This is a genomic window from Neobacillus rhizosphaerae (assembly GCF_050477885.1).
In the GTDB taxonomy this organism is placed as follows: domain Bacteria; phylum Bacillota; class Bacilli; order Bacillales; family Cytobacillaceae; genus Neobacillus; species Neobacillus rhizosphaerae_A.
The window spans coordinates 36,317-59,133 of sequence record NZ_JBCNAC010000009.1; the positions used below are offsets into that span (position 1 = coordinate 36,317).

Genomic DNA, 22,817 nt, shown 5'->3' on the forward strand with positions numbered 1-22,817 from the left:
ACCATTAATTCGGTCTATTTTATGACAGTACTTCTGAGTTCGGCACGGCCATTTGCTGAGTGACAGCTTCTCCATCATTGGAGATTTTTGTGACTTCAATATAGCGGATATGATGTTCCTCCATATCCAGGATTTTAAAGATAAAAGCGTCGTGAATAATGGTGTCCCCTTCTTGTGCTTCATAATTTTCAGTTAGGATCCACCCACCAATAGTATCAATATCTTCATCATCAATTTCAATTCCCAATAAATCATTAACCTCGGTAACTAAAACCTTGGAGTCAATGATATAATGGTTTTCTTTTATTTTACGAATTTCTGGAATTTCATCCATATCAAATTCGTCACGAATTTCCCCTACAATTTCTTCGAGAATATCTTCAACCGTTACAAGTCCTGATGTACCGCCATATTCATCCATTAAAATAGCCATATGGACTCGATCCTTTTGCATTTTTACAAGTAGGTCATGGATAGGGATCGTTTCTATTACTCTAATAATTGGTCGAGTATAGTTTTCTAATGTTTGAGTAGAGAGACTTTCATTGCCTATTAAATCAGTCATCACTTCTTTAATATTTACTAATCCGATAATATGGTCTTTATCTCCATCAATAATCGGATATCTTGTAAATTTTTCTTCTCGCAAAACCTGTAGAAATGTTTCTAACGAGTCATCCTTTGATAAAGAGACTATTTCTGTCCGTGGTACCATTATTTCTTTAGCAATTCGATTATCAAACTCAAAAATTTTATTTACATACTTAAACTCTGACTGGTTAATTTCACCACTTTTATAGCTTTCAGATAGGATAATTCGAAGTTCTTCCTCTGTATGAGCAATTTCATTCTCTGATACGGGTTTTAGCCCAAACATACTGGAAACAACCCGTGCAGACCCATTTAGTACCCAAATAAAAGGGTACATGATTTTATAAAAGAGGATTAGTGGACGTGACACAATTAAGGTAATTAATTCAGCCTTTTGTATGGCCAAAGTTTTAGGGGCGAGTTCTCCAACCACTACATGCAAAAAGGTAATGGCTGCAAACGCAATTCCTACTGATAATACTTGCGCTGCACTCTCTGGAATGTTTATTTTATGGAAAAGAGGACTTAGCATATGCTCAATGGTTGATTCCCCAATCCAACCTAAACCTAAGGCTGTTATTGTAATTCCTAACTGACAGGCAGAAAGATATTCATCCAAGTTCGAAATCACCTTTTTTGCAGAAACTGCTTTCGAACTTCCTTCCTCAATTAACTGGTCTATCCTCGAACTTCGTATTTTAACAATTGCAAACTCTGAAGTTACAAAAAAAGCAGTTAAAGCAATTAAAATGGCTATAATAACCAAGTTAAATATGTCCAAATAAGTTCCCTTAACCCGTTGTAAGACGAGTAAGGAGTCACCTCCCAATATAATAAAAAAATTAACTTGTTACTTTTATCAGTGACGTCTTTAGTGCATTTCTGAGCAGGCTTAAATTGTTCATTAATTTTTCTTTTTGATGTTCATCCAATCTCTCTAAAACTGGTATGAGATCGAATAAATCGTTATGAAGCTGTTTCATCTGCTGTGTTACTGCACTAACATGTCTATCCACTTCTGATTCACGAATATTCTTTGCTTTTCTCATTTCTAGCTTTCTTCTAATCTCGTCTAAAGGGTAATGCAGACTCTTGCATTCTTCTATAAATTTTAAATCCTCTAATGAATCATCCGAATAAATGCGGTAATTTGACTTAGAGCGTTCTGCTTTTAATAAGCCAATAGACGTGTAATAGTCGATCGTTCTTTTTGACACATGCGCTATTTCGGCTATTTCACCAATTCGATAGACAGCCCCATCATACCACCTCAACATAATTAAAATTACAATAATTATAAATAATTTAAACTATACAGTCAAACGTTCTGGTTAATTAGTAGTTGTTATCAACATTTTATGGGAAAGCAATGTAAATATGAATAATATAATGTAGGTTTATAATAAAAAAAAGCACAAAAAAACGCCTCCTACAGAACAGAAGACGTTGGTGCATTTCCAACTTCAATATATAATATATGGTGCCCTTCAATTTCTTTTATTTGAAAAACAAATCCTTCCATTTCAATGCTGTCTCCTTCATGTACATCAAATTTTTGCGTTAAGAACCAGCCTCCAATCGTGTCAACCTCTTCTTCTTCAAGGGTGGTACCTAAAAGGTCATTTACCTCACTAATCAGTACTTTTCCATCCAACACGTAGTGGTTTTCTCCCTTTTTTTGAATTAGAGGGAGCTCGTCCAAATCAAATTCATCCCGTATTTCTCCCACGATTTCTTCAAGTATATCCTCAACGGTTACAATACCGGCTGTGCCGCCATACTCATCGGATAATATTGCCATATGGCTTCTATTTTTTTGCAGTTTTACTAATAATTCTTGAATGGGAATCGTTTCTATCACATGAATGACTGGTTTCAAGTATGGAAGGAGAGGTTCCTTACCATTGCATTTTTGTTGGATACAATCGGTTAGTACTTCTTTAATATTTACAACCCCTAAAATATTGTCCTTATCCCCATCAATTAATGGATATCTTGTATATTTTTCTTCCTTTACAATAGTAATAATTTCATCCATATAAGCATCTTTAGAAAGGGTTACCACCTCTGTCCGTGGTACCATAATTTCTTTCGCGATTCGATTATCAAACTCGAAAATTCGGTTCATATAGCGATATTCAGATTGATTAATTTCTCCACTCTCATAGCTTTGGGAAAGGATCATCCTGAGTTCCTCTTCTGAAAGGACCATATCTTGATCAGAAATTGGTTCAATCCCAAAAAGACCAGTAACAAAGCGTGCTGATCTATTGAGGGCCCAAATAAAAGGATACATAAGTCTATAGAACAAAATTAGTGCTGGAGCAAACAGCAAAATGATTTGTTCCGATTTCTGAATAGCAAATGTTTTAGGAGCGAGTTCTCCAACCACCACATTAAAAAATGTGATAACACCAAAGGCAACTATAAACGAAAGAATCTGTTTTATTGAAAAGGGTAATTGAATCCATTCAAATAGCGGACTAAGTAATACTCTTATGGTTGGCTCCCCCAGCCAGCCGAGTATTAGGGAGGTAATAGTAATTCCTACTTGGGTAGCGGATAAATATCCATCCAAATTGGAGAGTATTTTCTTCGCTTTATCTGCTTTTGTATGACCTTCTCCGATTAATTGATCAATTCTTGTTGTGCGTACCTTTACCATTGCAAATTCCGATGCCACAAAAAATGCGGTAAAAGCAACTAGGATAACAATAATCCCTACATTTATCCCAATCATATCTCACCTTACAATAGTAAGGGGTGCCACCTCACTTACGATTACTTTTCTTTCATTATAACCCTAACTTAGTATTTCTACTTGAGGAGAGACAATAAACTTTAATTTACATCCTATGGGATATTAAAATGCGTAAATTTTTTACATTGTGGAATAATAAAGGAAATTTTCTAGTGCCAAGTGGGGGCAAAATGATTATTTTCTTTGCAACTCTAATGACCTTAATTTTAGCTTCTATTTTTACTTTTCAATCGAAGAAAATATCCTTAGTTAATCAATTGAATCTTTTCTTACTTTCTTCCATGCTGCTGATCAATTCAATGACTATCCTTTCGTTAAATATGCATTTAATTGAATACACACATCAAAAAGAAGGATTCTTCGCATTCATTCTCTATCGAGATGGGGTATTTCCACTGCTTTTTTTAATATTCCTTAATGCTTATAAACAAATAAAAAAAAACAAGGTGAAAACACTCCTCGTTTTAGGGATGTTAGCTTCATTCTTTGTCATTGAATTTACAGCCATTAGGGCAAAGCTTTTAGTTTATATACATTGGCATTTGATATTTTCTGTACTTCTTTACTTAAGTTTTTTTGTCATATTGGTTTATGTTCTTAAATTTCTAGAGCATAAAGAAAGTGAGGAGGAATTATGACCATATATGATCATTCATTCAATCAAAATGAATGGTTTGTCATCATTATGAATATTGTTGGTTTCGGAGCGATTTTTTTTATGAAAAAGCGGTTTTCATTTAATATAAGCCTCTTTTTAGTGTTATTCGGTATTTTTGTTGGTTTCTTTTTTGATCATACCATTAGTATCGAACCTTTCAATTTTTACAATGTAAATGATAATTCCTCCTTTCAGTTGATTGATTTTTTCTCCTATACCATGTTTGGCCCATCCTCATATTTTTTTATTTATATTTGGGATCGGTTTAAGATACCATTCAAGTATTGCTTTTTCTACATTCTTTGCTGGTCACTGTTTGGGGTTTCTCTTGAATGGTTCGCCCATGTTCTTGGTGTGTATCATTATAGAAAAGGGTATATGATCTTTTATTCATTTCCGTTTTATCCGATTGTCCAAATTATATTAATTTGTCTTTTTATTAAGGGAAATCAATCCATAAAAAAAATGACTTAACTAGAGATCAAACCATTCCAGTCGCGAGCAAGCATGCCATAACAAATGAGGTCATGATATTTACCGTATAATTGTTCACCGTCTCTTATTGTGCCTTCCTTTACAAATCCAAGCCTTTCGGGAATGGCACGACTTTTTGTGTTATTTACTCCGCAGCGTATTTCTACCCGATTTAAACCCAAATCGAAGAAAGCATAATTTAGTAAGGCTTGAACGGAACGTGTCATGACGCCATGTCCCTCTGCGGATTTTGATAGATAGTACCCAATACTAACCGTTCTGTTGTGCCAATCTATTTGGTGTAAGCCAATGGAACCGACGAGTTCTCCTTTAAAAAGTATTCCAACGTTAAATCCTTGGTTTTCAGCAAATTGGTTGAGCCAGATTGGGATAATGGATTCAAATTGATATGGGGAATTCATGGTGTCCACCCAAGGCAGCCATTCTCGTAAATGGTCTCGATTCCCTTCAACCAGCTGATAAAGTTCTAGTGCGTGGTGGTGTTGAAATAATTGAAGTTCAATTTCATTATCAACTTTAAATGTAAACATGCGCCTAGTCTCCCAAATTTTTTAGTACATCATATGCAAAAGGGTTATTTTGGGGAAGATGTATATAAGGGAGACATAAAAAAATCCCTGCTTTTTGAAAGTGGGATTTGAAAGAAAGTATGATTGTTCCTTTTTAAGGAAGCACTGGTAAGCAGATAGAAAAAGTGGTTTTATCTAGAGAGGAATCGCACGTCAATTCTCCCTTGTGTTTCTCAATAATTTCTTTACAAACAAATAATCCAAGACCAGTACCTAGCTTTTTAGTGGTGAAAAATGGTTCGAAAATGGTTTTTCTTAATTCCGCCGGGATGGCAGGTCCATTATTAGAAATACTTATTTTTATCAACTCATCATCTTCCACCCAGGTACTTATTTCAATTGTAGGTAAGTTCACTTCGTGATGGTTTAGAACATCAATTGCATTAAAAATAATATTAATAAAGACTTGTCTAATTTCATCAGCATACCCATTCAAGGTGAAATCTTTGCTCAAATCTCTTTTAATTTTCACTTTTCCATCCAATATACTTGGATAGAGGAAATTTAACACTTCATCGATCAGTTGATTCAAATTGAAATCAATTTTTTCTTTTCCGATAAGTTCCTTTTTTGAAAGCAAAAGAAACTGAGATATTCGAAAATTAAGTTGGTCTAACTCCCCTGAAATGATATCTAAATATCTCATGTTTGGATAATCTGCCTTAAGTAATTGGATAAATCCTTGAACAGAAGTGAGTGGGTTCCTAAATTCATGAATAAAGCTTGATGTCATTTGACCGAGAAGGGTTAATCTGTCCTGATGAGTTGAATCAATGAACATCGTCTTTTCTTCAATAATCTTGTTTTTAGCTTCTGAATAATGAGACACCGCATAGTATAAAAATTTATCAAAACAAAAATTGATTTTATTAATGGATTCCTGTAAATCTGACCAGGAAATTCCTGTTTTACTCAAATAACTGTATAGAATGGTCCGGCCAAGATTGACATTATAGACAAAATCACCAATATTGATATTAGCTAGTACCCGTTCTTCTGAGACCTCAATTGCAATCTTTTTAATGATTTCTAGAAGCTCATCATTAGTCACCTTATGCATAGAAAGGATCACCTTAAGAAGGGCTTCCCCATTTTCCCTGATTTTCATCTTAAAGGGGTCCTCATGATTGATTACAATGGAATCTTCCCATTCTTGTACCAGCTTCTCTTTGTTTTTTTGAAAAAAAGCAACTAAATCTGTTTGTTCTCCCGTAAACATCCTTTTTTCCCCCTATGGTATTAACAAAACTGATTAACAAGTAAATTCGAGGGTAAAGGCCAAAATCCTCTAAAAATATGAATAAAAAATATTTCCCAATAATTTCTATCCCATTTGGAGATTTCTTTCGTTATTCAATGTGTAAATATATCTTGTAAAAAGAGGTAGACAGTAGTATATTTTTTATGGAAACAATAGAATATTTCCACAAGGGGAGCTGCTTTTTTGCGGCTGAGAGTGAACGGTTGAGTTCTGACCCTATGAACCTGTTAGTTAACGCTAGCGTAGGGATGTGGTTTGCCGATAGCAAAGCAATGCAGACATTCCTAATTTTGTCATGCATTGCTTTTTTTGTGGATTTTTTTATTGGATAGACAAACCAAAGGGGGATTTTTGAAAATGAACAAGAACAGGAGTAACACGCTTTTTATCACAGAAGTAGCGGTGTTTACCGCACTTGCCTATTTATTAGATTATGTTGGGAATATCCTTTCATTTAAAATTTGGCCACAAGGGGGATCTATTTCGATTGCCATGGTCCCGGTGTTTCTTATGGCTTACCGTTGGGGGATTAAAGGTGGCGTCCTTACAGGATTCTTACTAGGTCTGTTACAATTTATTCTTGGATATTCACAAATTTATACACTAATTCAAGGAATTATTGATTACTTTATTGCCTTTACTGCTGTTGGCTTCGCTGGTATTTTTGCAGCACAAATAAAGAATGCACTTAATGATCAGAACAAAGGAAAATGGATGACCTACGTAGTACTGGGAGCCTTCTTAGGAAGTGTTCTTCGTTACCTTTGCCATGTCGTATCTGGGATTGTGTTTTTTGGAGAATATGCGCCAAAAGGGCAGCCCGTAGCTGTTTACTCCCTGCTATATAATGGAACCTATATGCTTCCAAGCTTTATTATCAGTGCCATCATCATTATTCTAGTTATCAGTGCATTACCAAAAAGATTGTTTAAATAAAACATATTAGTAAAAAAAGGAAAGGCCTAGACGCTTTTTCCTTTTTTTTATGAAATTTTTTCGAAACTTTGTCAAATTTAATATGCTTATTACCCTAAAAAAGTGTTAAAATGGCAATATAGAAAGATAATCATTCTCAATTAAGATAGATAGGGTGATATGCATGTTCGGTTCGTTAAAAGCTGGAGATAAAGGAAAAATATTAGATCTTTCTCATGTTGGTCACCTAGTTCAAAGAAGACTGCTAGATTTAGGTATCACTGAAGGTTCGGAAGTGTGCGTAAAGTGCGTTATGCCATTTGGCGGCCCGATTATGATTGAGTCCTGCGGACAGTGTGTTGGCATCCGCCGCAAGGAAGCCGTTCAGATAGAGGTGGAAAGAATCTAATGGAAATTGCTCTTATAGGTAACCCAAATACAGGAAAAACATCTTTGTTTAATAACTTAACAGGCTCCTATGAATATGTTGGGAACTGGAGCGGTGTAACAGTTGAAAAGAAGGTTGGAGTATTTAAGAAAAATATAGGTCATTTAATTGATTTGCCTGGTGTTTACACTCTTAATCCATTGTCAAAAGATGAAGGTGTTGTTACATCCTTCTTTTTAAATGAATCAGTGGATCGCTTACTGAATATATTAGATGCCTCTCAATTGGAGAGAAATCTACACTTAACACTACAATTGCTTGAGTTTGAAAAGCCTGCGCTTATCGGATTAAATATGATAGATGTAGCTAATAAACGAGGCATTCAAATCGATTATTTGAAACTTTCGGAGATTCTCGGTGTTCCAGTAGTGCCTGTTGTGGCAAGAAGTGGGAAAGGGTGCGATCAACTCGTAGATGTTATCTCAACTAAATCCATCCAACCAATGAAAAAGAATCTTACGTATTACGGGAAAGAGATAGAGGAAGCAATTACAGCATTTTCCGGAGAATTAACGGGTAAAACTACTCACTCTATACGCTTCCTGGCTATTCAATATTTAGAAGGTAACGAGTATGTAAAAAACTATGTTAATAGTTTAGCCAATACTCAAAAGCTGCAAGCAATTGTTAATAAATTGGAGTCGGAGTTACAAAAACAAACTGATTTTAAATCATTAACAAACTTTATATATCTAAAAAGAAAAGAAGTTATTGAAAAAATCATTTCTGAAGTGGCTAGAAAAAGTGATACCGTTATACCTTTGTCTGAAAAGATAGATTCTATCGTTACAAATCGATACCTTGGTATGCCGATCTTTTTGCTATTAATGTATTTTATGTTTATGTTAACGTTTGATTGGTTGGGAACTCCATTGTCGGACGCTTTAGATACTTTATTAACTGGACCTGTAACGGCGGGATTCGAGAAAGTGTTAGGAGCCATTCATGCATCGGCATTTATCCATGCATTAATTATTGAAGGCTTAGTAGCAGGTGTCGGTGGCGTACTTGTGTTTGTTCCACAAATTTTTATTCTCTTCTTTTTCATTTCATTACTTGAGGACTCTGGGTATATGGCTCGTGTTGCACTAGTAATGGATCGAATTATGGAATCGGTTGGACTAAACGGAAAAGCATTTATTCCAATGATGATTGGTTTTGGTTGTAATGTACCTGGAATCATGGCAGCACGAACAATTGAAACCCCACGTGAGCGTTTGTTAACGATCTTGCTCACACCGTTAATGTCATGTTCCGCACGATTACCTGTGTATGCGTTATTTGTCGGAGCATTTTTTGCCGCTCATAAAGCATTTGTTGTGTTAAGTCTTTATGTTCTAGGGATTGTTGTTGCTTTAGTTTTGGCCAAAATATTCTCTACTACCTTACTAAAATCTGAAACCTCCTTGTTTGTTATCGAGTTGCCGCCGTATAGGCTGCCGCAATTTCAGTCGCTCTGGAGAAGTACTTGGGATAAAGGGAAAGGGTTTGTAAGAAAGGCTGGAACATTTATCTTTGCAGGTTCTGTATTTATTTGGTTGTTATCCTATGCGGGTCCCAAAGGACTAAATGTAGATATGGATCATAGTTTTTTAGCGGCAATTGGAAACATAATTGCTCCAATCTTTGATCCCATTGGATTTGGAACATGGCAGGCTTCTGCATCGTTAATTACTGGATTTCTAGCAAAAGAAGCGATTATCTCAACGATGAATATCATTTATTTTGTTCCGAATGATGCAGGGTTACAAGCATTACTGGCTAATTATTACACACCGCTTGCTGCTTATAGTTTCATGGTATTCATCCTGTTATATATTCCGTGCTTAGCAACTGTGGCAACTATATATAAAGAAACCAATTCAAAGAAATGGACAGCTTTTTCTATGATTTATGCTTTTGTGATTGCCTATGTCTTGTCATTAATCATTTACCAAGGTGGTATGCTGCTGGGAATTGGTTAATTCTAAAAAGAGGTGAAAGCTATGATAGCCAATATTATTATTGGTGCAGCGATTTTTGGATATGCAACATGGGCTTTAGTAAAGTTCATAAATAAATCCAAAAAAGGAAAATGTGCAGCATGTGAACTTAAAAATTCCTGTTCAAGTCAGTGCGGACTTCCGCCAAACATAAATAAATAATCTATATATAAAACTGCTATCAGTTAAAGGGATAGCAGTTTTTTCATAATATTTGAATGAGAGACGGAAGTTGTGTAAAATTACACTAGATGCTAGTGAAGGAAGGGCTTATATGTGACCAGAGATGAAATTATTATGCAGGTTTCTGAAAAGCTTCGTCTTATTCGGACGGAAGCAGGATATACGCAGGATAAAATGGCAGAAATTATTGGTGTCTCAAAAAAAACACTTGTTCAAATTGAGAAGGGAAGAGTTCTTGCCAACTGGTCCACTGCTGTTTCTATTTGTGCTCTTTTTCGCGAAACGGAGACAGTTCAATTCTTATTTGGAAATGAGCCTCTAGAAGTATTGGAAACTGTCGCACGAGAAGGAATAGACTTTCGTAAAACAAAGACGCTTGGCGGTCGGATTTGGTGGAAAGTAGTAAATAAGAAGAAGGGATATATCCTTCAACAAAATATACTTAGTAAACATTTTCGAATACTAGATGAGAAAAACTATAGGATTTTTAGTAGTTTCGATGAAAAGCTTACAAAACAACGCTTTAAAGAAATAACAAAAAGCTAATAATATGTAGAACGAAGAAAGATGGCACTAGTCCATCTTTTTTATTTGCTGTTTTTGCACTGTTATTCATACTATTATTTACTAATGAACTCTAACTCTTTTGACTTGATAACTATTAATTTCATCCATACTGGCCGAAGTTAATTCCGGTTTTGACAGTAGTACTCTTTGAAATCATCCAAGTTGTCCGAAGTTACCTCGCCTTCTGACAGAGTTTGCGTTTTTTCCGCTTACATTGTCCGAAGTTGCCCTGCCTTCTGACTGAGTTTGCTTTTTTTCCGCTTACATTGTCCGAAGTTACCTCGCCTTCTGACAGAGTTAGTGTTTTTTCTGCTTACATTGTCCGAAGTTGCCTCGCCATCTGACAGAGTTTGTGTTTTTTCTGCTTACATTGTCCGAAGTTGCCCTGCCTTCTGACAGAGTTTGCGTTTTTTTCGCTTACATTGTCCGAAGTTGCCACGCCTTCTGACAGAGTTAGTGTTTTTTTCGCTTACATTGTCCGAAGTTGCCCTGCCTTCTGACAGAGTTTGCGTTTTTTTCGCTTACATTGTCCGAAGTTGCCACGCCTTCTGACAGAGTTAGTGTTTTTTTCGCTTACATTGTTCGAAGTTGCCTCGCCTTCTGACAGAGTTTGTGTTTTTTCTGCTTACATTGTCCGAAGTTGCCCTGCCTTCTGACAATGTATCTGCTTTTTCCGCTTACCCTGTCCGAAGTTGCTTTGAATCAGGACAACAAAGTAGAGAGCAACAAAGTTTACGAAAAGACCCTTTTTTTTTTTAGAAACCGTCATAAAACACTGCAAATCATCGAAAATTATACCTGTCATAATTTACAAAGAAGGAAGTCATCTAATGATATTAAAAGATATTTTTAAGAACTGGAAAAAGTGGCATTTGCTTCAATTTATTGTCTTATTTATTTTGATAATAATCTTAAGCTTTTTTGGACTTATTTCCTATTTTGCAAACAGTGCAGATATTTCGAAATTAAGAAATGAGCTTCCACAACCAACCGTTTTTTTTGATGTTAACGGAAAAGTGGCAAGTAAAGTATCAGCCAATAAAAATGAAGGAGTTCCTATTAAAGATGTCCCCATTGCAATGAAAAATGCCGTCATAGCTATCGAAGATCATAGATTTTACCAACATAATGGTGTTGATTTAATAGGTACGTCAAGGGCACTTTTCCGTGATCTAAAGGCAGGCGGAATGGTTGAAGGGGGTAGTACAATTACCCAACAATTAACAAAAAATACATTGCTTACTTCTGAAAAAACATTAAGTAGGAAAATGCAGGAAGTATTTTTAGCCCTTGCAGTGGAAAGAAAATATTCGAAACAAGAAATCTTGCAAATGTATTTAAATCAAATTTATTTTGGAAACGGTGCATATGGAATAAAGCAAGCGGCAAGTAAATATTTTGCCAAAGATGTTAAAGAACTTACTATAAGCGAATCAGCTTTACTGGCAGGACTAATCAAAGCCCCTTCAGCTTTAAATCCCTATGACCATTTGAAACAGGCAACAGAACGTCGAAAGATCGTCTTATCTCAAATGAAAAAGCAAGGATATATTTCGAGCGGAGAATATGAAAAAGCTCTCCATGAAGAAGTAGTCTTGAACGATAAGGGTGGAGATCCGTTTCGCGGGAAATTCCCTTATTATGTTGATCAAGTGTTAGAGGAAGCGATTAAACAATATGGTTTATCACAGGATGATTTATTAACAGGGGGATATCGAATTTACACGGAGCTTGATCCAAAAGTGCAAGCAGTGATGGAGAAAACGTATGAAAATGATACTTTGTTCCCTAAAGGAAACGATCGTCTAGTTCAAAGTGGTGGTGTCATCGTTGATCCGAAAACTGGAGGAGTCAGAGCTCTTGTTGGCGGCAGGGGAGAGCACACCTTTAGAGGCTATAACCGTGCCACACAGTTAGAAGCACAGCCAGGTTCTTCATTTAAGCCTTTAGCAGTGTATACGCCTGCACTTGAAGAAGGCTGGAAAATAACTGATATGTTAAAGGATGAGCCTATGAAGTTCGGAAGTTATCAGCCGAGCAATTATGACCATCAATATGAAGGCGAAGTACCTATGTATGAGGCAGTAAAAGAGTCAAAAAATGTTTCTGCGGTCTGGCTGCTAAATCAACTGGGGATACAAAAAGGGTTGGAGTCCATCAAAAAATTTGGCATTTCCTTGGATAAAGCGGATCGTAATTTATCACTTGCTCTTGGAGGATTGCATAAGGGTGTTTCCCCTCTTAATATGGCGGAAGCCTTTTCCGTGTTCCCTAACAATGGCGTCCGTATAGAAGCACATGTAATCAAAAAAATTGTTGATGCAGATGGTCAGGTTGTTGCTGAGTGGAAAGAAAAGAAAGTGAAAGTGACAACAAAATCAGTTACGGATAATATGACAACCATGCTCTTAGGTGTAGTTGAACAAGGAACAGGTAAAGCGGCTCAAATACCGGGTAGGGAAACAGCAGGGAAAACAGGGTCCACTCAGGTGCCAATTAAAGGGATCAATGGTTTGAAAGATCAATGGTTCGTCGGCTATACCCCTCAACTTGTTGGAGCGTTTTGGGTAGGTTATGACAAAACTGATGCCAGCCATTATATTACTCCAACAAGCGGTACTGGTTCAGCGGTGTTATTCCGTGAAGTGATGACAGATGCACTTAGCAACCAACCTAATCAAAGCTTTAAAGTTACCCATATTTCTACTTTGATTGAGAAGAAGAAGAAAGAGGAAGAGAGTAAACGGGGAATCCAAGAGAAGTTTAATAATGAAGTCCAAAAATGGGAAGATAAATGGAATAAACAAAAAGAAAAGTGGGATAAAAAGAACAAGCATAAAGGAAAAGGTAAGGGGCATTAATCAGGAATTTAAATGATTCTGAAAAATGGGAATTGACTTTAAAAAGAGTCGATGATAATCTAACAAAGAAGAAAAAAAGGAAATGGAGGGTTACGACATGAGGAAGATCAATTTATATTCAACAACTGAATATGTGAATGTAACCTTACCATCCACCGTTATTTGTTAATTATTTTCTATTTGATGTAATTAAACCAAACACAGGTTGCGTTTACTTCGCTGCGCAACTTGTGTTTTTTTGTCCCATATTTAAGGAGGCATACTGCACCATTGCAGTATGCTTTTTTTTATAATTATTAATCCACAGGAGGAATGAACAATGTTAATCATTTCAGAAGTGAGACTCGCACACAAAAAAAAGGAGACAGAGGGCGGATAGTATAACAAAAGGAGGAAGTTGAATGTTTTCGGTGTTAAGAAAATTGAGCTGGTTCTTTAAAGAGAATTGGAAACGATATGTGGTTGCTGTTACGCTATTGATTTTAGTAGGTCTTCTAGACGTAATACCGCCAAAAATAATTGGTATGGCAATCGATGACATTCATATCGGTGTAATGAATAAAGAAAAAATCGTACGCTATCTTAGTATTCTTCTGGTCATCATGGTATGCTCTTATGCTATTACCTATATATGGATGTATCAGTTGTTTGGGGGAGCCTTTTTAGTTGAGAGAAAGCTAAGGTCCCGATTTATGAACCATTTGTTAAAGATGACACCAGCATTTTATGAAAAAAACCGTACAGGTGATTTAATGGCACGTGCTACGAATGACCTAAAGGCTATTTCAATTACAGCTGGATTTGGAATATTAACCCTTGTTGATTCGAGTGTCTGGATGTTGACTCTGCTTATCACTATGGGAGTTATGATTAGTTGGAAGCTAACTTTAGCTGCCATTATCCCACTACCCATAATGGCACTATTAATGAAGACGTATGGAAAGAGACTGCATTCTCGCTTTATGGAAGCTCAAGATTCTTTTGGTGAACTAAATGACAGTGTCTTGGAATCAATCGCTGGTGTAAGAGTGATTCGGGCATATGTTCAAGAAAAGGCTGATTGTGAGCGATTCCACCTATTAACGGAAGATGTGTATGAAAAAAATATCAGAGTAGCAAAAATTGATTCCTTGTTTGATCCAACTATCAAAGTGCTTGTTGGGATTAGTTATCTAATTGGACTTGGATATGGAGCCTATCTAGTTTTCCACCAAGCGATTACATTAGGGAATCTTGTTTCTTTTAATGTTTACTTAGGAATGCTAATTTGGCCGATGTTTGCAATAGGAGAGTTAATTAATGTCATGCAGCGAGGAAATGCCTCACTGGATCGTGTTAATGAGACGCTCAGTTACAAAGAGGATGTGGAAAATCCAGTTCAAGCGGTTGAAGTATCAATTCCTAGTCGGATTGACTATAAAGAGGTTACCTTCCGTTATCCATCTTCTAAGGAAGATAATCTAATCAATGTAAATGTTCAGATGTTCCAAGGGCAAACATTAGGAATCGTTGGCAAAACAGGTAGCGGGAAGACTACTTTTATTAAACAATTATTACGGCAATACCCATTAGGGACAGGGGAGTTGTCTATATCCGATGTTTCGTTAGAGCAACAAACACTTAACCAGATTCGCCAGTGGATAGGCTATGTGCCTCAGGATCATGTACTTTTTTCAAAAAGCGTGAAAGAAAATATCCTTTTTGGAAGAAGAGAGGCAAGTGAGCAAGATTTAGAAACCGCGATAGATTTAGCAGCCTTTCGTAAAGATTTAGACATGCTTCCTGAGGGTCTAAATACTCTTGTTGGTGAAAAAGGAGTGGCTTTATCTGGTGGTCAAAAACAAAGGATATCCATTGCGAGGGCATTAATTAGAAATCCAGAAATTCTTATCCTTGATGATTCCTTGTCAGCGGTCGATGCAAAAACCGAAAAAAGAATCATCGAGAATATTCGTAAAGTAAGAAAAGAAAAAACGACCATTATTACTACCCATCGAATGTCAGCAGTACAGCATGCCGATCATATTTTAGTCTTGGATGAAGGCAGGATTATCGAAGAAGGAACACATGAACAGCTTTTAGAAAAAGACGGGTGGTATAAGGAGCAATTTTTACGCCAGCAGATTGAAAGTAGAGTAGAGAGTGAGGTGTCAGCATGACAACGGGACGTCGTTTAGTTAATTATGCTTTGGGATATAAGAAAATTATTTATGCTGCTTTGTTCATGCTGACCATCTCGGTTGTAACTGATTTGGCTGGACCGTTTATTGCAAAGAATATCATTGATCAGCATATTTTAGGGATTGAATCCACCTGGTATGAAACAAAAGCAGGCACAAAGGCTGTCAAATATAATGGGAAATATTATATACGAGAAAAATACCACACTAGCAATCATGAAAAAGGGAAACCCATTCGTATTTTGCAGGTGAATTCAACATTTGTATTTGTAGACCAAAAGATTGATTTTGATGGAAAAAGAAGCTTAAAGGGAGAAATGCTTACTATTCAAAAAGGAAGCAATAAGGCTGAATATCAGGTGGCTATCCTGAATGGCTCAGAACTTTTAGCATTTTATCAGCCGGAAATTCCGAGTATTTTTCAATTATTAGCTCTCTATTTTGGTCTTTTAGTACTTTCAGCTATTTTTCAATATGGTGAACGCTATTTCTTGAAAAAATCAGCCAACCGGATTATTCAAAAGATGCGTGAGGATGTTTTTGGGCAGATTCAACGATTACCTATTCAATACTTTGATACCCTTCCAGCTGGTAAAGTGGTGGCACGTATTACAAATGATACAGAAGCCATCAGAGAGCTTTACGTCACGGTTTTAGCTACATTCTTTACAAGTGCCATTTATATTACAGGTATTTATGCGGCCTTGTTCATTCTGAATGTTAAGCTTGCTGCAATTTGTTTATTGTTATTACCTATCTTATATGCCTGGACGATTCTTTACAGAAAATATGCTTCGAAGTATAACCGTGTCATACGATCACGAAATAGTGATATAAATGCGATGATTAATGAATCTATCCAGGGAATGAGTATCATTCAAGCATTTAGTAAAGAAAGGGATACAAAAGAAGATTTTGAAAAGCTTAACCATGAGCATTTTCACTATCAAAATAAATTATTAAGCTTGAATAGCTTAACCTCACATAATTTAGTCGGGATTTTAAGGAATTTAGTATTTGTGGCATTCATCTGGTATTTTGGTGCACAAGCATTGCTCCCAGCCAACGTTATTTCCTTAGGGATGTTATATGCTTTTGTTGATTACATTAACCGTTTGTTCCAGCCAGTTCAAGGGATTGTCAATCAGTTAGCTAACTTAGAACAGGCATTAGTTGCGGGGGAACGGGTATTTAAATTAATGGATGAATCTGGGGAAGATGTTAGCAAGGAGAGGACTGACCGCTTTAAAGGAAATGTAAAGTTCGATCATGTTTCTTTTGGTTATAAAGAAGGTGAATATGTATTAAAAGGCATTGATTTCGAGGCAACCCAAGGAGAAACGATTGCATTAGTAGGTCATACAGGTTCCGGAAAAAGCTCCATTATGAACCTACTATTCCGCTTTTATGATGTTCAGAAAGGGCAGATAACTATAGATGGGAAGGATATTAAAACTATTCCTCGCCAAACGATTAGGAATCATATGGGGATTGTCTTACAGGACCCATATTTGTTTACCGGAACCATTGCTTCAAACGTAAGCCTAAACGATCCTTCCATTTCAAGAGAAACAGTGGAAAAAGCGCTTAGAGATGTTGGGGCGGATAAAGTATTTAGAAATCTAGAACATGGTTTTGATGAACCAGTGATTGAAAAGGGAAGTACTCTCTCAAGTGGACAGCGGCAGTTAATATCTTTTGCACGTGCCTTAGCATTTAATCCCGCTATTCTTATACTCGATGAGGCGACCTCAAGTATTGATACTGAAACGGAAGCACTTATTCAGGAAGCAATGGATGTACTTAAGAAAGGAAGAACCACTTTTATCATCGCCCACCGATTATCCACTATTCGAAATGCTGACCAAATTTTGGTGTTAGACAGAGGGGTTATTGTAGAAAAAGGCAATCATGAGGAGCTCATGGCTAGTAAAGGTAAATATTATCAGATGTATCAACTTCAGCAGGGAAGTCCAGAATTAGCTGGATAACTAGGAAAAGGAGTAACCAAGTTGGTTACTCCACTTTTTAATAGGTTAATCCCACTCTAGCTCCTATAAATTCACTAGAAAACAGCTGTTGAAAGGTGAAATCACCGGTATCATAAATAGAAATAGAAGACGGATCTTCTGGGAGAAAGTCCTTTTCATATCTATATTGACCCACTCTTTCTCCAATAGGTAAGTAAGTTGGACAGACAATGGTCCAATCAAGCCCTGAGTTCTTTAACAATAAGTAGGCTTTCAGGTGTTCTTCTGCATCACGAGTGCTCTTTCGTTTGGACTCAGAAGATTGAAAACGAAAGAGATTTGGTGCAGAGCGGGCTTGGAGAATCCCAGCAGTACCAACTGTAATTATTCGCTTAATTCCATGGTGCTTCATTTGTTTAATAATTAGTGGCATCGATTCTGAAAGAGTTGTACTTTTATCTGTATTCAGTGCACTTATAACCACGGTACTTCCCATCATGGTTAAGGCAAGATCCTTCTCATTTAAAACATTTCCTTCCCTCACAGTAAGGCCATCAGACGATACTTGTAATTTAGATCGGTCTCTAACGAGTACTTTTACAGATAACTTGTTTTCCAGGGCATTCTCCAGAATTACAGATCCAACTCTACCTGTTGCACCTAAAAGGCAAATGTTCACAAAAAATTCACTCCTCATTCACTAAAGTGTAACTTCTATCACTTGTTCATCCGGTTTTCTATGATAACTTAAAAATGTTTAGATATGTAAATTATTATGTAAGGTGGGATGGATATGGGTGAGTATTCAGTTGTACTGTTAATTGGTAGTTTTTTAATTCTTTCTTATTATATCGGATATACGATTTATAAAGCATAGGCTGTGGACAAAATGTCCGCAGTTTTTTTATTATAATAAATTGGTTAAAATTGGGTATACATAATGGGAGAGTAAAAACAGTGGGGTGAAGGTAATGGAGGATTTCCGAATAGAAAAGGATACGCTTGGTGAAGTGCGAGTCCCGGTTGATAAGTTATGGGGGGCTCAAACACAAAGGAGCAAAGAAAACTTTAAAATTGGTATCGAGAGAATGCCCCTTGAACTAATCTACGGGCTCACTTTTATAAAAAAGACAGCGGCAATAGTTAACTATAGGTTAGGTAAACTCAGCGAAGCAAAACAGAAAGCAATAGCTCAAGTATGTGATGAAATCCTTAAAGGTACATATGATGAACATTTTCCATTGGTTGTTTGGCAAACAGGTAGCGGAACTCAATCCAACATGAACGTAAATGAGGTAATAGCTCATCTTGGGAACAAGTGGTTAGAAGTGCACGGAATCCTTGAGAAAATACATCCAAATGATGATGTTAATATGTCGCAAAGTTCTAACGACACTTTCCCTGCTGCCATGCATATTGCGGCTTATATGATGATTACCGAGAAACTTTTACCGAATATAATAGAACTAAAAAATATGTTATTAGAGAAAGAACAGGATTTTGCAAAGATCGTTAAAATTGGAAGAACCCATTTACAAGACGCAACCCCATTGACATTAGGGCAAGAGATAAGTGGATGGAGATTCATGCTTGAGAAAAACGAAAAGATGATTAAGGAAGCGAATCAACATTTACTTGACTTGGCCGTTGGCGGTACGGCGGTAGGTACTGGTATTAATGCTGACTCTCAATTTGGGGATAAGGTGGCTGAGCAACTGACACACCTAACAGGATACTCATTCCGTTCATCAGAAAATAAATTCCATGCACTAACTAGCCATGATGAAATTGTCTTTGTCCATGGAGCCCTTAAAGCGTTAGCTGCCGATTTAATGAAAATTGCTAATGATGTAAGATGGCTGGCAAGTGGGCCGCGAAGTGGTATTGGGGAAATCAGCATTCCAGTCAATGAGCCAGGGAGTTCGATTATGCCGGGAAAAGTAAATCCAACTCAGAGCGAGGCTTTAACGATGATTGCATGCCAGGTATTTGGAAATGATGCAACAATTGGCTTTGCATCAAGCCAAGGGAATTTTGAATTAAATGTGTTTAAGCCAGTAATTATCTTTAATTTAATTCAATCAATCAGGCTTCTGACTGATGGGCTCCGATCTTTTAACAAAAATTGTGTGGTTGGGCTAGAAGCAAACGAGGTGGTCATCAAGGAACATGTAGAACGATCACTCATGCTGGTTACAGCTTTAAATCCGCATATCGGCTATGAAAAGGCAGCAGAAATTGCCAAGCTTGCCTTTATTGAAAATAGCTCATTAAGAGAAGCAGCAATAAAAACGGGATATGTTACATCAGAACAGTTTGAAGAATGGATTAAGCCTGAAAATATGGTTTAAAATAATGTGAAAGCCCTCTCCAGAAAGGAGAGGGCTTAGCCATATTATTAATTTTTCTTGGTTTTACTAAAAATTAGCGTTGGAACCCGCCGCCAAGTTGAGATTCAGCCATTGCAACTAGACGCTTTGTGATTTCTCCACCTACAGATCCGTTAGCACGTGAAGTAGTGTCTGCACCAAGGTTTACACCAAATTCAGATGCGATTTCATACTTCATTTGACTTAATGCTTGCTCTACGCCTGGTACTAAAAGTTGATTAGAGTTGTTGTTACTTGCCATAGTTGAATAACACTCCTCTTAATAATTTTGGGGTCAGTATGGAATTGAACCATAATATTGCCACCTTAGGCCTAACCCATATTATAAATGGTTGTTTGTTTCATCCACCGCTTTGTTTGTGTTGCTTTGTAATGTTTATTATGAATCATTCTGAAGGACTTATTCGAAATATTAATTAGTAATTTATTCCATTACATAGGGCGGTTAATCTAACGCAAACTAAGATTAATCAAAATCAAAAGGGTGAAGCATATGTCAATCTGCCCGGTGTGTAATGGCTTGAGGGATGTCTATCTTCTGTGTACAAAGTGTGGAAATCCAATGATGGAAAGTGGGAGGTTAAGTGATTATTACGATGACTATAGTCCATATATGGAAATTGATTTAATGAAAATGGAAGACGGGTACCCTGATTCCCATTCTGGACAAAAATGCCCGCATCTATACCGGTGTCCAGTCTGTGATAACGATGAGCTTATTTTCATAAAAGAATAAGAGGCTGACCCATGATGAGTCTGCCTCTTGATTTTTAAAAACATTATGGACGGATTCTAAATTCTGTATCTGCATCAAAGAAATGAGCTTTGTTTAAATCAAATGCTAGATCTACTGTATCGCCAGGGTGAACATCTGCACGTGAATCAAGGCGTGCGACAAAATCTTGGTCACTAAGAGAGGAGTAAACCATTAATTCCGCTCCTGTTAATTCCGCTACATCAATTTTTGCTGAGATTTTTGTACCTACAGATGCATCAATGAAAACTGGCTCATCATGAATATCTTCTGGGCGAACCCCAAGAATAATGGACTTTCCTACATAGCCTTGCTCACGAAGGAATTTCATTTTTCCTTCTGGAACAGCGATTGAATTTTTCCCAATCACAAACTTACCGTCTTCTAGCTTACCATTAAAGAAGTTCATAGCAGGAGAACCAATGAAACCTCCTACGAAAACATTTTCAGGTTTTTCATACACTTCTTTTGGTGAACCTACTTGCTGAATGATCCCGTCTTTCATAACGACTAATCTTGTCGCCATTGTCATGGCTTCTGTTTGGTCGTGAGTAACATAAATAGTTGTTGTATCTAAACGGCGGTGTAACTTTGCAATTTCAGCACGCATTTGTACACGAAGCTTTGCATCAAGGTTTGATAATGGTTCGTCCATTAAGAATACTTTTGCATCACGCACAATCGCACGTCCTAGAGCAACACGCTGACGCTGACCACCTGAAAGAGCTTTTGGTTTACGTGTTAAGTAAGCTTCTAATCCTAGAATTTTTGCTGCTTCTTTGACACGACGATCAATTTCATCCTTAGGGAATTTACGTAGTTTTAAACCGAAAGCCATGTTATCATATACAGTCATGTGTGGATAAAGAGCGTAGTTTTGGAAAACCATCGCGATGTCACGGTCCTTTGGAGCTACATCGTTTACTCTTTTTCCATCAATGAAAAAATCACCTTTTGAAATATCTTCAAGTCCAGCAATCATTCGAAGTGTTGTTGACTTACCACAACCAGATGGTCCAACGAATACGATAAATTCCTTGTCTTCAATGTGTAAATTGAAATCTTGAACGGCTGTTACCTTGTTATCATAAATTTTATAAATATGGTCTAATTTAAGTTCTGCCACTAGTGATTCCTCCTAGTACTGTTGATAACCCTAGTTTACAGGTAAAGTGAAAGAATCAGAATAGACAAGTTGCACAAAAATGAAAACGCTTTTTTTAGGCACATTGTTATTTGTGATTTTGTTCAAAAAGTAGACAGGCTAGGAAAACAGTAAAGGCTCCATAAAAATCCTTTAAGCCTATGCCTGTTTTCTCGTGAAATTTATCGATACGATATTGGAGCGTATTCCTGTGAATATACAATTTTTTAGCCGTCAAACTCGCATTTAAATTGCTTTCTAGAAAAACTTTTAAAGTCGAGAACAAGTCTTGGTCCTCAGTAAATACTTCAGCTATTCCTTGAACGCCTCTTTTCTTTAATTCCATTGGCAAGTGGGCAGCTAAATACGCTGGGAAAATATGCTCAAAGGTAAAGATATCATGTGTTCCTTGATAGGACATTCCAAAAGAAAAATATTCCTTTTCCTGAAGAAATTTTAATCGAAGCTGCTCTGAGATGGGATGGAATTTTCCAATAAAGAAAGAAGTTTTGGCATAAAAATCACTTTCCAATGTTTCAGACATGGATTTTAATTCTTCTTCAGATAAAGATACCTGTTTCTTTTCTTCAATGACAATTCCTCGCCTGCTGCTTTCCCAAATGATACTGACTTCTTCTGTGAAAAATCCTTTTAAGGCTGATTCCATTTCTATCTGACTGACATCGCTATTGTTAATATGAAATTGTATGAAACGAAAATAGGTATCTGATGGGTATATGGGAGGAGGCCCGTCTACCAATAAAAAATCGTACCATCCCTTAGCGGTCGATGGAACCAAGTCTGTTTGATAATCAACAAATGTATAGATCGTTTTTAAAAGGGTTAATTCCTTATCGCTGATCTCATTCTTTGGGATTCCAATCCATTCATCTCCTATATCATTAAAAAAAACATAAAATTGGTCAGATGGATTTTTCGGTTTTTCAGTGAACAAAATGGAATTCTCATATAATAACAATAATTTTTTTAGCATAGTTTAGTTCCCTTGTTTAAATTTTCTATATAATTTTAATTCCTTTTATTATAACAAAGGTAGTAGGACAATAAAAAAAGCTGAACCTTTTTAT

General features: G+C 36.6%; 21 protein-coding genes and 1 riboswitch. Of the genes, 12 read left to right on the plus strand and 9 right to left on the minus strand.

What is annotated here, in order from left to right; all coding sequences use genetic code 11:
• Nucleotides 1–19: 19 nt before the first annotated feature.
• The 3 genes from ABES03_RS00960 to ABES03_RS00970 form a co-directional block, all read right to left on the minus strand.
• On the minus strand, nucleotides 20–1,372 hold the full coding sequence (locus ABES03_RS00960; protein ID WP_430114365.1) for a hemolysin family protein: 1,353 nt from the start codon (nucleotides 1,370–1,372) through the stop codon (nucleotides 20–22).
• Between the two features lie 61 nt (nucleotides 1,373–1,433).
• A complete protein-coding gene (locus ABES03_RS00965; protein ID WP_430114367.1) occupies nucleotides 1,434–1,868 on the minus strand; it encodes a MerR family transcriptional regulator in 435 nt (144 codons plus the stop codon).
• 152 nt (nucleotides 1,869–2,020) lie between these two features.
• Complete coding sequence (locus ABES03_RS00970) at nucleotides 2,021–3,331, minus strand: hemolysin family protein (RefSeq protein WP_430114369.1); 1,311 nt, start codon at nucleotides 3,329–3,331, stop codon at nucleotides 2,021–2,023.
• Nucleotides 3,332–3,522: 191 nt separating this feature from the next.
• Between ABES03_RS00970 and ABES03_RS00975 the strand changes: the two genes are divergently transcribed.
• Entirely contained in the window at nucleotides 3,523–3,990 is a 468-nt protein-coding gene (locus tag ABES03_RS00975) for a hypothetical protein (protein ID WP_430114371.1), read from the plus strand.
• A complete protein-coding gene (locus tag ABES03_RS00980; RefSeq protein WP_430114373.1) occupies nucleotides 3,987–4,484 on the plus strand; it encodes a hypothetical protein in 498 nt (165 codons plus the stop codon). The genes ABES03_RS00975 and ABES03_RS00980 overlap by 4 nt, the downstream gene beginning before the upstream one ends.
• Here ABES03_RS00980 and ABES03_RS00985 read toward each other — a convergent pair.
• Together ABES03_RS00985 and ABES03_RS00990 are read right to left on the minus strand one after the other, a co-directional pair.
• On the minus strand, nucleotides 4,481–5,035 hold the full coding sequence (locus ABES03_RS00985; protein ID WP_430114375.1) for a GNAT family N-acetyltransferase: 555 nt from the start codon (nucleotides 5,033–5,035) through the stop codon (nucleotides 4,481–4,483). The two genes, ABES03_RS00980 and ABES03_RS00985, sit on opposite strands and share 4 nt — an antisense overlap.
• A 133-nt stretch (nucleotides 5,036–5,168) precedes the next feature.
• The gene (locus tag ABES03_RS00990; RefSeq protein ID WP_430114377.1) at nucleotides 5,169–6,293 is read right to left on the minus strand and encodes a histidine kinase N-terminal domain-containing protein; all 1,125 of its coding nucleotides are present in this window, start codon (nucleotides 6,291–6,293) and stop codon (nucleotides 5,169–5,171) included.
• A gap of 200 nt (nucleotides 6,294–6,493) precedes the next feature.
• Nucleotides 6,494–6,601, plus strand: a riboswitch (TPP riboswitch).
• Between the two features lie 91 nt (nucleotides 6,602–6,692).
• On the opposite strand from ABES03_RS00990, the gene thiT reads away from it, so the two are divergent.
• The 8 genes from thiT (at nucleotide 6,693) to ABES03_RS01030 (ending at nucleotide 17,462) form a co-directional block, all read left to right on the plus strand.
• A complete protein-coding gene (gene thiT / locus ABES03_RS00995) occupies nucleotides 6,693–7,271 on the plus strand; it encodes an energy-coupled thiamine transporter ThiT (RefSeq protein WP_430114380.1) in 579 nt (192 codons plus the stop codon).
• A 163-nt stretch (nucleotides 7,272–7,434) separates the two neighbouring features.
• A complete protein-coding gene (locus ABES03_RS01000) occupies nucleotides 7,435–7,659 on the plus strand; it encodes a FeoA family protein (RefSeq protein ID WP_307289639.1) in 225 nt (74 codons plus the stop codon).
• Nucleotides 7,659–9,662: a ferrous iron transport protein B gene (gene feoB, locus ABES03_RS01005; protein WP_430114383.1), complete on the plus strand. Its 2,004-nt coding sequence runs from the start codon at nucleotides 7,659–7,661 to the stop codon at nucleotides 9,660–9,662. The genes ABES03_RS01000 and feoB overlap by 1 nt, the downstream gene beginning before the upstream one ends.
• 21 nt (nucleotides 9,663–9,683) lie before the next feature.
• Entirely contained in the window at nucleotides 9,684–9,842 is a 159-nt protein-coding gene (locus ABES03_RS01010; protein WP_308080658.1) for a FeoB-associated Cys-rich membrane protein, read from the plus strand.
• Between the two features lie 114 nt (nucleotides 9,843–9,956).
• On the plus strand, nucleotides 9,957–10,409 hold the full coding sequence (locus tag ABES03_RS01015; RefSeq protein WP_430114385.1) for a helix-turn-helix transcriptional regulator: 453 nt from the start codon (nucleotides 9,957–9,959) through the stop codon (nucleotides 10,407–10,409).
• 851 nt (nucleotides 10,410–11,260) lie between these two features.
• Entirely contained in the window at nucleotides 11,261–13,291 is a 2,031-nt protein-coding gene (locus ABES03_RS01020; RefSeq protein WP_430114387.1) for a transglycosylase domain-containing protein, read from the plus strand.
• Nucleotides 13,292–13,692: 401 nt separating this feature from the next.
• The gene (locus tag ABES03_RS01025) at nucleotides 13,693–15,450 is read left to right on the plus strand and encodes an ABC transporter ATP-binding protein (protein ID WP_430114389.1); all 1,758 of its coding nucleotides are present in this window, start codon (nucleotides 13,693–13,695) and stop codon (nucleotides 15,448–15,450) included.
• A complete protein-coding gene (locus ABES03_RS01030) occupies nucleotides 15,447–17,462 on the plus strand; it encodes an ABC transporter ATP-binding protein (protein ID WP_430114391.1) in 2,016 nt (671 codons plus the stop codon). Before ABES03_RS01025 ends, ABES03_RS01030 begins: the two co-directional genes overlap by 4 nt.
• A 37-nt stretch (nucleotides 17,463–17,499) precedes the next feature.
• Here the strand turns inward: ABES03_RS01030 and ABES03_RS01035 are convergent, their stop codons facing one another.
• Nucleotides 17,500–18,120, minus strand: a complete 621-nt coding sequence (locus ABES03_RS01035) for an NAD(P)-dependent oxidoreductase (protein ID WP_430114393.1) — start codon at nucleotides 18,118–18,120, stop codon at nucleotides 17,500–17,502.
• 292 nt (nucleotides 18,121–18,412) lie between these two features.
• On the opposite strand from ABES03_RS01035, the gene fumC reads away from it, so the two are divergent.
• Nucleotides 18,413–19,792: a class II fumarate hydratase gene (gene fumC, locus ABES03_RS01040; protein WP_430114395.1), complete on the plus strand. Its 1,380-nt coding sequence runs from the start codon at nucleotides 18,413–18,415 to the stop codon at nucleotides 19,790–19,792.
• Between the two features lie 73 nt (nucleotides 19,793–19,865).
• On the opposite strand, the gene ABES03_RS01045 is transcribed toward fumC, so the two are convergent.
• Complete coding sequence (locus tag ABES03_RS01045; RefSeq protein WP_308080650.1) at nucleotides 19,866–20,072, minus strand: alpha/beta-type small acid-soluble spore protein; 207 nt, start codon at nucleotides 20,070–20,072, stop codon at nucleotides 19,866–19,868.
• Between the two features lie 321 nt (nucleotides 20,073–20,393).
• Here ABES03_RS01045 and ABES03_RS01050 point away from each other — a divergent pair, with 321 nt between their 5' ends.
• Complete coding sequence (locus ABES03_RS01050) at nucleotides 20,394–20,567, plus strand: hypothetical protein (protein WP_309866058.1); 174 nt, start codon at nucleotides 20,394–20,396, stop codon at nucleotides 20,565–20,567.
• 43 nt (nucleotides 20,568–20,610) lie between these two features.
• Here ABES03_RS01050 and ABES03_RS01055 read toward each other — a convergent pair whose 3' ends face one another.
• Together ABES03_RS01055 and ABES03_RS01060 are read right to left on the minus strand one after the other, a co-directional pair.
• Entirely contained in the window at nucleotides 20,611–21,711 is a 1,101-nt protein-coding gene (locus tag ABES03_RS01055; RefSeq protein ID WP_430114397.1) for an ABC transporter ATP-binding protein, read from the minus strand.
• A 106-nt stretch (nucleotides 21,712–21,817) separates the two neighbouring features.
• Nucleotides 21,818–22,723 (minus strand): PucR family transcriptional regulator, encoded by a 906-nt coding sequence (locus tag ABES03_RS01060; protein WP_430114400.1) that lies wholly within the window; start codon nucleotides 22,721–22,723, stop codon nucleotides 21,818–21,820.
• Between the last annotated feature and the right edge of the window lie 94 nt (nucleotides 22,724–22,817).

Coding starts and splice junctions, on each gene's coding strand:
- ABES03_RS00980 (WP_430114373.1), top strand. CDS start 3,987: ATGACCATATATGATCATTCATTCAATCAAAATGAATGGTTTGTCATC.
- ABES03_RS01060 (WP_430114400.1), bottom strand. CDS start 22,723: ATGCTAAAAAAATTATTGTTATTATATGAGAATTCCATTTTGTTCACT.
- ABES03_RS00970 (WP_430114369.1), bottom strand. CDS start 3,331: ATGATTGGGATAAATGTAGGGATTATTGTTATCCTAGTTGCTTTTACC.
- ABES03_RS01020 (WP_430114387.1), top strand. CDS start 11,261: ATGATATTAAAAGATATTTTTAAGAACTGGAAAAAGTGGCATTTGCTT.
- ABES03_RS01030 (WP_430114391.1), top strand. CDS start 15,447: ATGACAACGGGACGTCGTTTAGTTAATTATGCTTTGGGATATAAGAAA.
- ABES03_RS01010 (WP_308080658.1), top strand. CDS start 9,684: ATGATAGCCAATATTATTATTGGTGCAGCGATTTTTGGATATGCAACA.
- ABES03_RS00990 (WP_430114377.1), bottom strand. CDS start 6,293: ATGTTTACGGGAGAACAAACAGATTTAGTTGCTTTTTTTCAAAAAAAC.
- feoB (WP_430114383.1), top strand. CDS start 7,659: ATGGAAATTGCTCTTATAGGTAACCCAAATACAGGAAAAACATCTTTG.
- fumC (WP_430114395.1), top strand. CDS start 18,413: ATGGAGGATTTCCGAATAGAAAAGGATACGCTTGGTGAAGTGCGAGTC.
- ABES03_RS00985 (WP_430114375.1), bottom strand. CDS start 5,035: ATGTTTACATTTAAAGTTGATAATGAAATTGAACTTCAATTATTTCAA.
- thiT (WP_430114380.1), top strand. CDS start 6,693: ATGAACAAGAACAGGAGTAACACGCTTTTTATCACAGAAGTAGCGGTG.
- ABES03_RS01050 (WP_309866058.1), top strand. CDS start 20,394: ATGATGGAAAGTGGGAGGTTAAGTGATTATTACGATGACTATAGTCCA.
- ABES03_RS01045 (WP_308080650.1), bottom strand. CDS start 20,072: ATGGCAAGTAACAACAACTCTAATCAACTTTTAGTACCAGGCGTAGAG.
- ABES03_RS01000 (WP_307289639.1), top strand. CDS start 7,435: ATGTTCGGTTCGTTAAAAGCTGGAGATAAAGGAAAAATATTAGATCTT.
- ABES03_RS00975 (WP_430114371.1), top strand. CDS start 3,523: ATGATTATTTTCTTTGCAACTCTAATGACCTTAATTTTAGCTTCTATT.
- ABES03_RS01025 (WP_430114389.1), top strand. CDS start 13,693: ATGTTTTCGGTGTTAAGAAAATTGAGCTGGTTCTTTAAAGAGAATTGG.
- ABES03_RS00965 (WP_430114367.1), bottom strand. CDS start 1,868: ATGTTGAGGTGGTATGATGGGGCTGTCTATCGAATTGGTGAAATAGCC.